Source organism: Arthrobacter globiformis NBRC 12137 (assembly GCF_000238915.1).
Lineage (GTDB): Bacteria > Actinomycetota > Actinomycetes > Actinomycetales > Micrococcaceae > Arthrobacter > Arthrobacter globiformis.
The window spans coordinates 89581-103685 of the sequence record NZ_BAEG01000051.1; the positions used below are offsets into that span (position 1 = coordinate 89581).

General features: G+C 66.9%; 11 protein-coding genes and 1 pseudogene. 6 read left to right on the forward strand and 6 right to left on the reverse strand.

Annotated features, from left to right (window positions below; all coding sequences use genetic code 11):
• Positions 1 to 83 precede the first annotated feature (83 nt).
• Positions 84 to 3689, reverse strand: a complete 3606-nt coding sequence (locus tag ARGLB_RS09725; RefSeq protein WP_003801685.1) for a S41 family peptidase — start codon at positions 3687 to 3689, stop codon at positions 84 to 86.
• A 73-nt stretch (positions 3690 to 3762) separates the two neighbouring features.
• Between ARGLB_RS09725 and ARGLB_RS09730 the strand changes: the two genes are divergently transcribed.
• Positions 3763 to 4656, forward strand: a complete 894-nt coding sequence (locus tag ARGLB_RS09730; protein ID WP_043418656.1) for a TIGR01777 family oxidoreductase — start codon at positions 3763 to 3765, stop codon at positions 4654 to 4656.
• A 23-nt stretch (positions 4657 to 4679) separates the two neighbouring features.
• On the opposite strand, the gene ARGLB_RS09735 is transcribed toward ARGLB_RS09730, so the two are convergent.
• A complete protein-coding gene (locus tag ARGLB_RS09735) occupies positions 4680 to 6545 on the reverse strand; it encodes a serine/threonine protein kinase (RefSeq protein WP_003801690.1) in 1866 nt (621 codons plus the stop codon).
• A 162-nt stretch (positions 6546 to 6707) separates the two neighbouring features.
• On the opposite strand from ARGLB_RS09735, the gene lipB reads away from it, so the two are divergent.
• From lipB to ARGLB_RS22765, 4 genes and pseudogenes are all read left to right on the forward strand, one after another.
• Positions 6708 to 7376, forward strand: a complete 669-nt coding sequence (gene lipB / locus ARGLB_RS09740) for a lipoyl(octanoyl) transferase LipB (RefSeq protein WP_003801692.1) — start codon at positions 6708 to 6710, stop codon at positions 7374 to 7376.
• Entirely contained in the window at positions 7373 to 8380 is a 1008-nt protein-coding gene (lipA, locus tag ARGLB_RS09745; RefSeq protein WP_003801694.1) for a lipoyl synthase, read from the forward strand. The genes lipB and lipA overlap by 4 nt, the downstream gene beginning before the upstream one ends.
• A gap of 88 nt (positions 8381 to 8468) precedes the next feature.
• Positions 8469 to 9221, forward strand: a complete 753-nt coding sequence (locus tag ARGLB_RS09750; protein ID WP_003801697.1) for a DUF4191 domain-containing protein — start codon at positions 8469 to 8471, stop codon at positions 9219 to 9221.
• 110 nt (positions 9222 to 9331) lie between these two features.
• A pseudogene (locus ARGLB_RS22765) lies at positions 9332 to 9643 on the forward strand (DUF3817 domain-containing protein); the annotation flags it as partial.
• A gap of 6 nt (positions 9644 to 9649) precedes the next feature.
• Here the strand turns inward: ARGLB_RS22765 and ARGLB_RS24065 are convergent.
• Positions 9650 to 10087: an RDD family protein gene (locus tag ARGLB_RS24065; RefSeq protein ID WP_003801699.1), complete on the reverse strand. Its 438-nt coding sequence runs from the start codon at positions 10085 to 10087 to the stop codon at positions 9650 to 9652.
• A gap of 271 nt (positions 10088 to 10358) precedes the next feature.
• Between ARGLB_RS24065 and glnA the strand changes: the two genes are divergently transcribed.
• Positions 10359 to 11783 (forward strand): type I glutamate--ammonia ligase, encoded by a 1425-nt coding sequence (glnA, locus tag ARGLB_RS09760; protein ID WP_003801701.1) that lies wholly within the window; start codon positions 10359 to 10361, stop codon positions 11781 to 11783.
• A 572-nt stretch (positions 11784 to 12355) separates the two neighbouring features.
• Here the strand turns inward: glnA and ARGLB_RS09765 are convergent.
• From ARGLB_RS09765 to ARGLB_RS09775, 3 genes are all read right to left on the reverse strand, one after another.
• Complete coding sequence (locus ARGLB_RS09765) at positions 12356 to 12907, reverse strand: hypothetical protein (RefSeq protein ID WP_003801706.1); 552 nt, start codon at positions 12905 to 12907, stop codon at positions 12356 to 12358.
• Between the two features lie 232 nt (positions 12908 to 13139).
• Positions 13140 to 13655, reverse strand: coding sequence for a GNAT family N-acetyltransferase (locus ARGLB_RS09770; RefSeq protein ID WP_003801708.1), 516 nt, complete (start codon positions 13653 to 13655; stop codon positions 13140 to 13142).
• Between the two features lie 6 nt (positions 13656 to 13661).
• The gene (locus ARGLB_RS09775) at positions 13662 to 14087 is read right to left on the reverse strand and encodes a VOC family protein (protein WP_003801710.1); all 426 of its coding nucleotides are present in this window, start codon (positions 14085 to 14087) and stop codon (positions 13662 to 13664) included.
• Positions 14088 to 14105: the final 18 nt, after the last annotated feature.

The following is a 14105-nucleotide window of genomic DNA, read 5'->3' on the forward strand; positions in this document are numbered from 1 at the left end:
GAATCCAGTCGGGAACGGGGCCTTCGTGCTTTCCGGAATGCCGCCGGCTTGCGCCGGCGGCATTCCGGCATTTGAACGGCCTGCTACGCCTGGCTGTGGCGGCGCGCCGGCAGCGGCTCGGGGCGCAACCGGCGGTAGCCCTCGCGGGCCGGCGGCCGGTCCGTGGGGAGCTCCTGGACCATTTCCTTCAGCGCCGTGATGCCGGACTCCAATTGCGGGTCCCGGCGGGCAGCGTACGCGTGCGGCGGGAACGTCACCTCAATGTCCGGAGCCACTCCGTGGTTTTCGACGCTCCAGCCCACGCCGCCGCCGAACCAGGTGGCGTAGCGGGGCTGGGTAACGCCTGTTCCGTCGGCCAGCGTGAAGCGGTTGTCGATGCCCACGACGCCACCCCAGGTGCGCGTGCCGATCACCGGGCCGATGCCTCGCAGCTTCGAGACCTGCGTGATGATGTCGCCGTCGGAACCGGCGAATTCATCGGCCAGGATGATGACCGGACCGCGCGGCGCGTGGTGCGGATACGTCCGCGGCTTTTCGCCGCGGGGCATGCTCCAGCCCGTCACCTTCCGCCCGATCAGTTCGGCAACGAGCTGGGAGGTGTGTCCGCCGCGGTTGCGGCGCACGTCCACGATCAGACCATCGAGCGCAGTCTCGGTGTCCAGGTCGCGGTGGAGCTGCGCCCAGCCGTTGGCCATCATGTCCGGAATGTGCAGGTAGCCGAACTTGCCGTCCGACGCCTCGCGCACGGTGCGGCGATTGGCGTTCACCCAGTCCTGGTACCGGAGCCGTTCCTCATCCCTGATGGGGACGACGGCGATCCGGCGCTGGACCCCGGCCGCCGGTCCGTGGCCGGCGCCGTTGCGGATGGTCAGTTCCACCGCCCGGCCGGCCGCGCCCACCAGCTGCATGGCCGGTGTCAGCGACTCTGTCAGGCGTACGCCGTCAATGGCCAGCAGGACGTCCCCGGCCTTGGCGTCGGCGCCCGGGCGCGTCAGCGGCGAGGTGGCCAGCGGGTCCGACGATTCGCCGGCCAGGATGCGCTCGATTTCCCAGCCCTCGCCGGTGAACGCGAGGTCGGCACCCAGCCGGCCCTGGCCGTTGCTGCCGTTTTCCGTGGCCGCGGCCGGGCGCACGTAGGCGTGCGATGTGCCGAGCTCGCCGTGCAGTTCCCACAGCAGGTCCACCAGGTCGTCATGGGATCCGAGCCGCTCCACGAGCGGGCGATAGCGGGCGTGGATGGAGTCCCAGTCCTGGCCTGCCATGTCCTCGGTCCAGAAGAAGTCGCGCTGCAGCCGCCACGCTTCATCGAACGCCTGGCCCCACACGCTCAGCGGATCCATCAGGACGCGGATGCGGGTGAGGTCCACCTTGACCAGCTGGCCGGAATCCTCGTCCGCTTTGGCGTCGGCCGGCACCACGCGGACCTGATTGTCGTGGACCAGGACCACCTTCTTGCCGTCACCGGACAGCCGGTAGCTGTGCACGGCTTCCACGAGGGTGGTGCTCTTGCGCTTGGCCAGGTCGAAGCGGACCAGGCTCGGTGCCGCGTTCTTGTCCTCCAGGCTTGCCCTGCCCTCCCCGGTGACGCCGGCAAGGGCGCTGTCGAGCCACAGCAGCGCGCCGTCGGCGGCGGTCAGGTCCGAGTAGTTGCCCTGCGGAACCGGGACGCTGATGACCCGGTGGGCCAGGCCTTCGGCGTCCACCCGGACAGTGGCCGGTGCGGTCTCGCCCGCGGCGGCTGCGTCGGACGTGGCTGCGGTGCCGTCCTGTCCGGGTCCGTCTGCCAGGGCCACGCTGGGGCCGAACGGCGAAGCGGTGTCCGCCGCCAGTGCCACGAGGTAGGGCTTGATCGGGCTGGGGAAGGACAGGTCAAAGGAATGGCCGTCGTAGACCGGATCGAAACTGCGGTTGGAAAGGAAGGCAAGGAACTTGCCGTCCGGGGAGAACGACGGCGATTCGTCCCGGAAGCGCCCGTCCGTCACCTCCACGATGGCGGCCTCTCCGGCTTTGACCTCCGGAGTGTTGGTTGCGCTGGGGTTCGTTTCCCGGGGCTTCGTTTCCCGGGTGGTGGCGCGGACCAGCCGCAGGCGGCTGCGTGAGCCAAAGGAAGTCACCGGTTCGGACCAGGCGAGCCATGCGGAGTCCGGCGACCATGCGAGGTCCTCAATGCTGCCCTCGCCGATGCTGGTTACCGCCGTCAGCGCGCCGTCCTGCGTGTCGGCAAGGTACAGGTCGCCAAAGGCGGTTCCGATGGCGACCCAGCGGCCGTCGGGGCTGGCTTCAATCGCGCTGGCGCGTGAAGGCTTGGGGAACCGGACCGTGAGCGGGCTTGATTCGGCCGCAACAGTGCCGGTTGCCTGGCCAGCCGTTGTTTCGGTTGCCGCCTCCGCAGGGGCGAGGTCGGCCGCCGCGTCGTCGGCCACCGGGTGGGTGGCGCGGGGCCCCGCTACTCCGGCGGCGGAAACAGGCCTGGGCAGCGGCACGGCGGGAGCCGCGGCTTCCTGCTGGTCCGAGGCGGAGGCGGTATCCGGGGCAGCGCCGTTGCCCTTGGCTGCGCTGGCGGCTTTGGCCGCCCGGACCCCTCCGTCGCGTATCGGGACCTGCGGGGCGATTTCCCTGATGAACAGGGCTTCGTCGCCGTCGTGATCTGCCACGTAGGCGATGCGGCCGTCGGGAAGCGGACGCGGCAGGCGGGCGCGGACGCCGGCCGTCGCCTCCACCACGCGGGACGGTCCGTCCTTGTGCCGCAGCCAGTGGATGGTTCCGTGGGCCTCCACGGCGCTGGCTTCCCCGGTAGCGTCCGGCCGGACGTCACCCAGGTGCTTGGCGACCTTGAGGAGTGAGGGGCGGCGGCCCTGGGACGCCGATCCGAGCGCAATCTCCAGCCGGACAGCCTCGGACCCGAGGTCATGGAGGAGCCAGAGCTCACCGGCAGATTCGAAGATGACTCGCTTGCCGTCGGTGGAGGCGTGGCGGACGTAGAAGTCCTCGTGGTCGGTGTGGCGCCGCAGGTCCCCGCCGCCGGGCAGGACAGAGTACAGGTTGCCGTAGCCTTCGTGGTCGGAGAGGAAGGCGATGCGCCCGTCCACCCACATGGGATCGGCGAGGTTGCCGTCCAGCTCCGGCAGGAGCCGCTCAAACTCGCCGTTACCGTCACTGTCGATCCAGAGCTTTCCGGCGGTACCGCCGCGGTAGCGCTTCCACCAGGCCGGTTCGCGGGACAGCACGCTGCCCACCACTACTGGCTTTTCGTCCCCGAGTTCCGGGCCGAAGGCCACGGACTCAACCGGTCCCAGCGGAAGCTCCTCGGCCCAGCCGCCGTCGGTGGACAGCCGGTACGCGTGTGTGTGGCGGCTCTCGGCCTGGCGGAATGCGCTGGTGACCACGATGTCCCCGGCAGGGGTAAAGCCCTTGACCCGCGTGGTGCTGTGTCCGAAGAAGGTCAGCTGGCGGTATCCCCCGCCGTCGACATCAGCGATGACCACCTCGGGAGCCGTCCCCTGCACGACCGTCCAGACCAGCTTCTTTCCGTCCGGCGTAAAGCGCGGGTTGCGGGCCGGCAGCTGGAGCGAGGAAACACGCCAGGCGCGGCCGCCGCTGAGGGCTGCAATCCAGACGTCGTCCTCGGCCACAAACGTGACCAGATCGCCGTGAACATGGGGGAACCGGAGGTAACTCGAAGAGGTCATCGTTCGATCATAGTCAACGTGACATGAGCCATCGTGGAGGTGCCCTGCCGTGCCGGGCATGGTGAGATGGATCATGCGAATTGTCATGGCCGGTGCCTCCGGGCTCATCGGAACCGCACTCTCCTCCCGCCTCGTCTCCGACGGGCACGACGTCGTCAGGCTGGTGAGACGGCCGCCGTCGTCGCCGTCGGAGATCCCTTGGGATCCCGCCAGCGGGACTCTGGACCCGGGTTGCCTTGAGGGCGCCGACGCCGTCGTCAACCTTTCCGGCGCCAACATCGGCGCCAGGCCATGGACACCGCACCGGATCGATGAGCTGTTCCGGTCCCGCCTCGATCCCACGCGGACGTTGACTTCGGCGATGCGCCACCTCGACTCCCCGCCCCGGATCTTCATCAGCCAGTCCGGGGCCGGATACTACGGCGACGCCGGGCAGGCCATGCTGACCGAGGAGTCCCCCGCCGGGCAGGGCATCATGGCGCGCATCTGCGTCGAGTGGGAAGCGGCAGCCCATGAAGCCCCCGCCGGAGTCCGGGTTGTGACCCCGCGGACCGCAGTGGTGCTGAGCAGGTCAGGCGGGGCCATGGGACGCCTGCTGCCACTGCTGCGGGCAGGCGTTGGCGGTCCTCTGGGCAACGGCCGGCAGTACTGGCCATGGATCACCCTCCCCGACCTCACCTCAGCGTTCGAATTCCTCCTCACCTCCGGGACTTCGGGCCCCGTGAATGTGGCGGCGCCGGAGGCCGCCGATGTCAACACCCTCGTGGCGGGGCTGGCAAGGGCCCTTCACCGCCCCGCGGTGCTGCGTGCGCCGGCCCCGGCACTGCGCCTCGTTATGGGCAAGCTGGCCGACGAACTCCTGCTCGCCAGCCAGCGGCTCGAGCCGACGCTGCTCAGGAACAGCGGGTTCACCTGGCAGCACCATTCGGTGGCGCTTGCCGCCGCCTGGGTCGCCGGCGACAAATAGTCGTTCTCCGTTTTGGGTGGTGTTCAGCCTGCCGGCAGGATGTCTGCGATGCGCCAGCGTCCCGCGGTCTGGACCAGGACAAGCCGCAGCCTGGTGTCCTGCTGCCGCGTTCCGGCAGCCACGACGGCGCCGCCGGCCGACCGCTCCTCATAAGCCGAGGTCGACGACGTCACCGCCACCACTGCCCTCCCGGGCGTGCTTCCGGGCAGGCGGCGCACGGCGGAGAGGCTCGTGGTGAACCCGGCCAGCACTGTCCCGGATTTCTCCAGCCCGGCCCGGATCCGCCGGTCTGCGGCATGAGCGGGAGTATTCGGAGCATTCACATCGTCGAGCAAATCCAGCCTGCCCTCCCGCAGCGCCAGTGACCGCAGCTGCGCCAGTCCGAGGACGGCCTCCACCGGATCCTTCGCCGCGAGCCGCCGCCTGACATCATCGGGAAGGTCGGGGCCTTGCGAAGGTGCGGGACCGGCCGGCAGGTACACCTCTTGTGCTGCTGGCTCTTGTGCTGCCGGGCCTGCTTCCTGCGCCGTGCCGGGCAGCCCCACTAGCCCGGCGCCAGCGAGAACCGCCGCCGTGAGCACGCCGCCGGCCACTGCCAGTCGGCGGCTGCGGCCGCGCTGCCTGTCTGCGGCGCGCCTCACCGCGGGGTGCCTGACCGCAGCGTGAGCCGGGTGCGTGGCCGCAGCGTGCCTGGCCAAGGCGTGCCTGGCCGCAGCGTGCCTGGCCACGCGCCTCACCGCGGCGTACCTGGGATCTGGTTGCGGGACCGACGGAACCGGGTCCGCCGGCGCTCCATGCCATGACGGCCGGCCCAAGGGACCCACCCACGCGGCCGTCCGCAAACGCCTTCCCCAGGCGAGCAGGCGCTTCTTCACCCGCCCGCCCGGCGGCGGGACGGGCCTGCGCGTCAGCAGCTCGGGCAGGACCGTGTCATGGACGGAGCGGGACAGATCCACAGGGACCGCGGCCGCGCTGCGGTACACGGCCGTGGCAAACTCGGCGGCGGCGGGACGTTGCCGGCGGTCGTCGCTGAGTCCCGCTTCCAGCACCGCTGCCAGCTCGGCCGGCACCTCCGGCACAAGCAGCGAGAGCGGTGGCCTCGCCGCTGACGGCGGAGGTGGTTGTCCGGTGAGGCAGTACCAGCCCAAGGCGGCGGCCGCATAGACGTCTCGTTCCGGCTGGAGTCCCGCCCGGACTGCGTCCACCGGAGCCGGATCCGTGAAGCCTTCGGTGTGCCGGTCAGGAATGCCGGAAGCGTCCCCGACCATCCGGGCCACGCCGAGGTCGGCCAGCAGCGGCTTCCCGTGGGCGGTGAAAAGCACGTTGCCGGGTGCGACGTCGGAGTGGGTGAAGCCCTTGCCGTGCAGGTAGCCCAGGACCTGCGCGATCGGGGTCAGAACAGTGACCGTCTCGCCGACACTCAGGACGCCCCTCGCCGTGACCATCTGCTGGAGCGAGCCACCGGCCGCGTAGTCCATGAGGAGGCCAAAGCTGCCCCCTCCAGCCTCATCCGTCCTGACCACCCCGCAGGCCTTCACCAGGTGCTCGTGGTCCAGCACTGACATGACGAGCAGTTCACGGCGGACATCCTCCTCCCGCGCCACGGCAGGGGGCATGCCCGCAGCGCCTGGTTCACCGCTGCCTGGTTCATCGCTGCTAGATTCACCGCTGCCCCGTGGGCGGCCGAAGCACTTCAGGGCAAGCTTCACGCCGGTGGAGTCCTGCGAGACCAGCCACACGTCCGCGCTGCCGCCCCGGCCCAGCCAGCGGCACACCGAATAGCCCGCGACGGCAGGCGCTTCCCCGGCGGAACCGTGCGGATTGGCTCTGCGGCTGCTTTCCGGGCTGCGCATTTCGAGGCTGTGGTTTTCCGGGCTGTGCTGGTCCATGGCTTAAGGAGTACCGGAATCCGGGGATTCCTGCAGAAGTTATCCACAGGCAAGCCGGGGGCCCCGCCGTCGTCAGGGATGGCGCGGAATGTGACCGGCAACAGGGTGAGAGCTTGGGCACACTATCTGGCAGGAAGCCGGCTGAGGTCTAAGCTGGAACGCATGACTCTTGAGTTCACAAAGCTCGGTCTTGCCCCGGATTTCGTCGATTACAGCCACGCCTGGGACATCCAGCGCGAAATCCATGAAAATGTCCTGGCCGGCAAGGCCCCCAGCACGGTACTCCTCCTCGAACATGCCGCCGTCTACACGGCCGGAAAGCTGACCGAGGATCACGAGCGGCCCTTCGACGGCACGCCCGTGGTTCCCGTGGACCGCGGCGGCAAGCTCACCTGGCACGGGCCGGGCCAGCTCATCGGATACCCGATTATCAAACTGAAGAACAAGGCCGGCATCCGGGACTACGTTGAGCGCCTGGAGGCCGTGATCATCGCTGTGCTCGCCGACTATGGCATCACGGCTGTCCGGATCAAGGGGCGCGCAGGCGTCTGGATCGAAGAGGACGCCAAGGGCCCCGCACGCAAGATCGCCGCTATCGGCATCAGGGTCAGCCAGGGCGTCACCATGCACGGCTTCGCCATCAACTGCAACAACGACCTCGCACCGTACGGCCAGATCATCGCCTGCGGGATCACCGATGCGGGTGTGACCACCATCGCCCAGGAAACTGGCCGCGACGTGTCCCCGGCAGATCTCGTTTCGCGGATCACCGAGGAACTGCGCAACAATGAAGACGCCCTAGTTGCAACCCCCGAAGGAGCTCTCCTGTGACACTGGCACCAGAAGGCCGGAAAATGCTGCGGATCGAGCAGCGCAATGCGGCCACCCCGGTGGAACGCAAACCGGACTGGATCAAGGCCAAGGTCCAGATGGGCCCGGAATTCGTCGGTCTGAAGAACCTGGTCAAGAAGGAAGGCCTGCACACCGTCTGCGAAGAGGCCGGCTGCCCCAACATCTTCGAATGCTGGGAAGACAAGGAAGCCACCTTCCTGATCGGCGGCTCCGAATGCACCCGCCGCTGCGACTTCTGCCAGATCGACACCGGCAAACCCTCCCCCGTGGACCGGTTCGAACCCACCAAGGTCGCCCGCTCCGTCCAGGCCATGCAGCTCCGCTACGCCACCGTCACCGGCGTCGCCCGCGACGACCTCGAAGACGAAGGCGTCTGGCTCTACGCCGAAACAGTCCGCAAGATCCACGAACTGAACCCCGGCACCGGCGTCGAACTCCTCATCCCGGACTTCTCCGGCAAACCCGAGCACATCGCCGCGATCTGCGACTCCAAACCCGAGGTCTTCGCCCACAACGTCGAAACCGTGCCACGCATCTTCAAGCGCATCCGGCCCGCGTTCCGCTACGAACGCTCCCTGGACGTCATCACCCAGGGCCGGAACCTGGGCATGGTCACCAAGTCCAACCTCATCCTGGGCATGGGCGAAACCCGCGACGAGATCTCCGAAGCCCTGAAGGACCTGCACCAGGCCGGCTGCGACCTGATCACCATCACCCAGTACCTGCGCCCCTCCGAACGCCACCTCCCGGTGGACCGCTGGGTCAAGCCGCAGGAATTCGTCGACCTCGCCACCGAGGCCGAAGAGATCGGCTTCCTCGGCGTCATGTCCGGCCCCCTGGTCCGTTCCTCCTACCGGGCCGGCCGGCTCTGGGCCACCGCGATGCGCAAAAAGGGCTGGGAAATCCCCGCCGAACTCGCCCACATCGAATCCTCCGGATCCACCCGCCAGGAAGCCAGCTCCCTGCTCGCAGCGCACCAGTAACACCATATATTTCCCACGGCCAGGGGCCGGACACTGGTACTTTCCGGCGTCCGGCCCTTTGTCGTGGATCACGTAGAATTAAGGCACTATGGCGAAATCCCCTGACTCCAGCAACAACACTCCTGCGGCCGCTGATGCCTCCAAGCGCGGTCTCTTTGGGCGCAAACCCAAGGCCGTGAAGGAAAAGAAGCCCAGCCGGCTCAAGCAGATCCGCGAAGTCTTCAATATGACCCGCCGCCACGACCCCATGGTTCCGTGGCTCATGCTCCTGGCGTTCCTGGGCGTCGTGGCCGTCAGCCTCGTGGTTGGCCTGTTGCTGAATAACTGGATTACAGGCCTGATCATCGGCATCCCGCTGGGATTCCTTGCGGCAACGTTCATCCTTTCGCGCCGCGCCGAGCGGGCTGCGTTCGCCCAGATCGAAAACCAGCCGGGAGCGTCGGGGGCTGCCCTCAGCACGCTCAAGCGCGGCTGGATCACCGAGGAGCAGCCCGTGGCTGTGAACCCGCGGACCCAGGACGCCGTTTTCCGCGCTGTCGGGCGTCCCGGCGTCGTACTCGTTGCTGAAGGGCCCACGCACCGTGTGCGCCCGCTGATCGAAGGCGAACGGAAGAAGCTGGCGCGCATCCTTCCCAATGTCACCATCCACGTCATCGAGACCGGACGCGGCGAGGGCCAGGTGCCCATCAGCCAGGTCGCGAAAAAGATGAACAAGCTCAACAAGGAGCTCACCAAGACCGAGGTCAGCGCAGTGTCCAAGCGCATCTCGTCGCTGGGCACCCGCCTCCCGATCCCCAAGGGCGTGGACCCCTACAAGGCCCGCCCCCAGCGCGGACGCTAGTCCGCCTGATCCGCCCCGGCGGCCGCCGCATCTGCGCCGGCCCCGGGGCGTTTTCATTTCAACGACACACACCAGCCAGACCCCAGCCCCTACAGAAGCCGGAGCCTCCTGTGAAATTCCCGTCTGCGTCCGCCGTCGTCCGCGCCTTCCGCCTGCTGGCGGTGGCCGAAGCTTTCAGCTGGGCCGCACTCCTGGCCGGCATGTACTTCAAGTGGATCGCCGGGACCACCGAACTCGGCGTGGAGATTGCCGGACCGGTGCATGGGGCGCTGTTCATCGGCTACGGGGTGGCCGCCCTGGTCTTGTGGCGGCTGCAGCGCTGGCCGTTTAAGGTGGCACTGTTCGCCGGCCTCTCGGCGGTTTTCCCCTTCGCCACCGTCCTGTTTGAGCGGTGGGCGCTCCGCCGGGGGTACCTCGCGGCCGGGCGGCTACCTGCGGACGAGGACCGTGTTCATGGCCTTGTCATGGAGTCCGCGCTGGTCGGGGTCGAAGATCACCGCCGGGATTACCAGGCAGAGCAGCACAGTGCGGACCAGGGCGGCCAGCGGACCGGCAGCTGAGCCATCCGGCTTCACCACGTGGATGCCCATCACTCGGTGGCCGATGCTGTAGCCCAGGGTTCCGATTAGCAGGATCTGCTCGGCGGCAAAGACGGCAAGCGTGGCCATGGAATTGCCGGCGAGGAACACGTTGCTGATCAGCAGCGCGATGGCCCAGTCGATGGTGATCGCCAGGATGCGCCGGCCGGCGCGGGCCATGGATCCGGTGCCCGATTCGGGAAAGCCCAGGCGTTCCCCCGGGTACTTGGAAATGCCGGAAGTGTCAGGCCCGCTGAGCCACGAACCAATGTCTTTGCGATCTACCACCTACCAAGTTTACCGAGCGGCCGGCAGCACCGCGGACGTTCACACTTTGGATAGGCGTGGACCACAGTGTGGACACCGTATAGCGTTTACATATCAGTAGGTTCTGTAACCTGCCGGAAACAAAGCGGACACGGACGGGAAATCCCCAATCCCTAGGGTGGTAACAGTTGCTAGCGAGCCTGGAGCGGGGCACTTTTGTGTTTCCGCTCATTGGATTGCGCTGGACCACTTGGCTTTAGAGCCAGTTATTACATATGCGTAAGGAGCATAGATGTTCAAGACTGCGGACGAAGTCCTCAAGTTCATCAAAGATGAAGACATTCGGTTTATCGACATTCGCTTCACCGACCTCCCCGGCGTTCAGCAGCACTTCAACGTGCCCGCCAAGAGCGTGGACGCCGACTTCTTCGTCAACGGCCAGCTTTTCGATGGTTCTTCCATCCGCGGCTTCCAGGGCATCGCCGAGTCTGACATGCAGCTCATTCCGGACGTCACCACCGCGTTCCTGGACACGTTCCGCATGGAGAAGACCCTTGCGCTGAACTTCTCGATCGTGAACCCCCGCACCGGCGACCCGTACCACCGCGACCCGCGCGGCGTGGCAGAGAAGGCTGAGGCCTACCTCGCCTCCACCGGCATCGCCGACACCGCGTTCTTCGCTCCCGAAGCAGAGTTCTTCGTGTTCGACAACGTCCAGTACCAGTCCTCCCCCGAGGGCAGCTTCTACAAGATCGACTCCGAAGAAGCGCACTGGAACACCGGACGTGAAGAAGAGGGCGGAAACCTCGGCTACAAGACCCCCGTCAAGGGCGGTTACTTCCCGGTTTCCCCGACCGACAAGCAGGCCGACCTGCGCGACGCCATGTGTGTTGCCCTGGACGAGGCCGGCCTTGAGGTCGAGCGCAGCCACCACGAAGTTGGCTCCGCCGGCCAGGCCGAGATCAACTACAAGTTCACCACGCTGACCCACGCGGCTGATGACCTGCAGAAGTTCAAGTACGTCATCAAGAACACCGCTGACGCCTGGGGCAAGTCCGTCACCTTCATGCCGAAGCCGGTCTTCGGTGACAACGGCTCGGGCATGCACTGCCACCAGTCGCTGTGGAGCAACGGCGAGCCGCTGTTCTACGACGAGAAGGGCTACGCCGGCCTGTCCGACACCGCCCGCTGGTACATCGGCGGCCTGCTGAAGCACGCCGACGCCGTCCTCGCGTTCACCAACCCGACGGTCAACTCCTACCGCCGCCTGGTCAAGGGCTTCGAAGCCCCGGTCAACATGGTCTACTCGCAGGGCAACCGCTCCGCCGGTATCCGTATCCCGATCACGGGCTCCAACCCGAAGGCGAAGCGCATCGAGTTCCGCGCTCCGGACCCCTCCTCCAACCCGTACCTGGCCTTCGCTGCCCAGCTGATGGCCGGCATCGACGGCATCCGCAACCGCATCGAACCGCCGGCTCCGATCGACAAGGACCTCTACGAGCTCCCCGCCGAGGAAGCCAAGGACATCCCCAAGGCTCCGGGCACCCTCGAGGAGGCACTGCAGGCACTGGCTGAGGACAACGAGTTCCTGCAGGCCGGCGGAGTGTTCACCCAGGACCTGATCGACACCTGGATCGAGTACAAGTACGAGAACGAGATCCGCCCGCTGTCCCTGCGCCCGAACCCCTACGAGTTCGAGCTGTACTACGGCGTCTAGCCAGATCAAGGGCTAAACCGGTTTTAGTCCGTAAGGATCCCGTTACAGCGAAGGCCGGCCCCAGGTTTCATTACCTGGAGCCGGCCTTTCGTCGTCTGCGGTTCACGACTCCTGGGACACCCACTTGGCCGCGGCCTCCGTCGGATCGGGGTCCTGACTCGCGTGCCTGAAGGTCAAGTCGTACCTGCCCCCGGGAAGTTCAATCGGGAACTCCGATAATTCTCGAAGCTCAGACTTACTGTCCTTGTCTCCACCTTGGTATGTCACATGCAGTTTCATAGCCGCAACGGTAGAACAACTGCCGATTCTTCGAAAGCCCCCGCGCCGAGGGATTTCACGCCTCCGCCCACCGGGTTATTGGTGGGACCGGGCACGGAGGATCGCGAAAGAAAGGCCCAAGACGCCTACCAGCGATCCGGTCATAATCGCAATGCCTGAGATGTATTCAGTGATAGTCATGGCCGCGCACCTTCCCTTTAGTGGTGCACTGAAACTACTCGCCCGAATGTGGCCTTGGCGGAGGATCGCCGGGGACAATTCTCACGATTAGGACACGGTCCGAAAGACCCCGCTCATGAGCCCCGGCAGGGTTCCTCTGCGTAGCGCCCCCAGAGGGAGTCCGCACCGGTGCCGCCAAAAGCTTCCTGGTCTCCCCGCAAAGCCCGGCACAGGATGAGGGAGTCCGCGAAACTCCGCCGCATGTAGGCCTCCCAGTCGGACCGTTCGGAGGTGAACGCCTGCGTTCCCATCTGGTATTTGAGGTGGGCGAAGTGATCCAGGATGCGGTGGGCCGTCGCTTCAGCCCGGGCAGCCAGCTGCTGTGCTCCCAGCTTCGCCGCAGGATCCCGGATCGCCGATGCGTCGGGCAGTTCCTGGCGGTGCCAGAAGTACGGCTGCAGGTCGACGTTGTCCACGAAGATCCTGTCGATCTCCTGCTGCTGGGCATACAGGGAGGAAGCGGTGCTGCTTTCCAACGTGCTCCTGATCCCGGCGTACTGGTAGGCCGCCCCGATGAGCGTGGCGGCAACACCCGCCCCGATGAGCAGAAGCTCGGCCCTCCTGAGCCTCCTGGCGCGGCCGCCCTTCGCGTGTGCGCGGGCGTGCTCCGCGTCCTGGCGTGCCAAATCCTGCCGGCTTTCGCGGTACGGAGGCTGGCGGTACGGAGGCTCCGGTGCCGAAAGCTGGCTCCAGGCGTGCTGAGACCGGGAGCCAGCCTGTTCCGGCGAGTGCCTCCGAGACGAAGACCTTTTCAAGCCTTCCCCCCAACAAGGTTTGAAGTGCACTGCCAAGACACAGCGTAGGCACGCCCCCGTGCTGGCGCAACGGTCCGGCGGTATTTCCGTACGGGATGATCGGTCAGAAGGGGGCGTACATGGTCCGCTGCGGACCGGTCTCGCTGCCCAGGTAGAGGCCCTTGTCCACAAAACCGGCCTTCAGGTAGGCTCCCTGCCCGGCGGGATTGCTCTGGTTGACTGAAAGCACGACGCCGGTCTGGCCGCCTCCCAGCCTTGCCGTCAGTTTGGCGGCCGCCGCCACTGCCGCGGAGGCAGCCGCCTGGCCCAGCCCCTGCCCCTGACGCCGTCTGTCGATCAGGAACCCACGGAGCAGCCAGGCGGAGTCGTCGTCGGGCCAGCCGGCCAGCCGGGCTGCCCCCGACTGCAGCGTCAGCACCCCGGCAGCCCTGCCGCCCGCCTCGACGACATAGGGCCTGCGGGACCCGTCCTCGAGCCCGGCCAGCATCATGCGCAGCGGGTCGCCCACAAACTCCTGCTGGCCCGGTGCGAGTTCCAGTTCCGCCACCGCACCCAGGTGGATGGCCCGGGCATCGGCATCCAGGTCGCGCAACGGAATGAGCCATACGTCCGGACTCATGATCCGTCAGGAAGCAGGTGCCGTCCCGTCGGCGGGCGGACCCGCCGGATCCATCCACATGACCTCCCACAGGTGCCCGTCCGGATCCTGGAAGCTGTGGCTGTACATGAACCCGTAGTCCTGCACCGGCTGCGATTCGGTTCCCCCCGCGGCCAGGGCCTTGCCCACCATCTGGTCCACGGCCTCCCGGCTATCCACAGAGAAGGCCATGATGGCCTCGGTGGCCGAGGTCGCGTCCACGATCTCCTTGGCGGTGAACGTCTTGAAGAATTTCTCCACCAGGAGCATTACGAAGGCGTCATCGTTGATCACCATGCAGGTGGCGTTCTCATCCGTGTAGTCCTGGTTGAACGTAAAGCCCAGCGCCGTGAAAAACTGCACGGATCGATCGAGGTCCCTGACGGGAAGGTTCATGAAGATTTGGGTAGCCATGCGCCCAAACCTAGCACC

Excerpts from the sequence above, each read along its gene's own strand:
- ARGLB_RS09770 (WP_003801708.1), bottom strand. The coding sequence starts at position 13,655 with ATGAGTCCGGACGTATGGCTCATTCCGTTGCGCGACCTGGATGCCGAT.
- ARGLB_RS09750 (WP_003801697.1), top strand. The coding sequence starts at position 8,469 with ATGGCGAAATCCCCTGACTCCAGCAACAACACTCCTGCGGCCGCTGAT.
- lipB (WP_003801692.1), top strand. The coding sequence starts at position 6,708 with ATGACTCTTGAGTTCACAAAGCTCGGTCTTGCCCCGGATTTCGTCGAT.
- glnA (WP_003801701.1), top strand. The coding sequence starts at position 10,359 with ATGTTCAAGACTGCGGACGAAGTCCTCAAGTTCATCAAAGATGAAGAC.
- ARGLB_RS09735 (WP_003801690.1), bottom strand. The coding sequence starts at position 6,545 with ATGGACCAGCACAGCCCGGAAAACCACAGCCTCGAAATGCGCAGCCCG.
- ARGLB_RS09730 (WP_043418656.1), top strand. The coding sequence starts at position 3,763 with ATGCGAATTGTCATGGCCGGTGCCTCCGGGCTCATCGGAACCGCACTC.
- ARGLB_RS09775 (WP_003801710.1), bottom strand. The coding sequence starts at position 14,087 with ATGGCTACCCAAATCTTCATGAACCTTCCCGTCAGGGACCTCGATCGA.
- ARGLB_RS09725 (WP_003801685.1), bottom strand. The coding sequence starts at position 3,689 with ATGACCTCTTCGAGTTACCTCCGGTTCCCCCATGTTCACGGCGATCTG.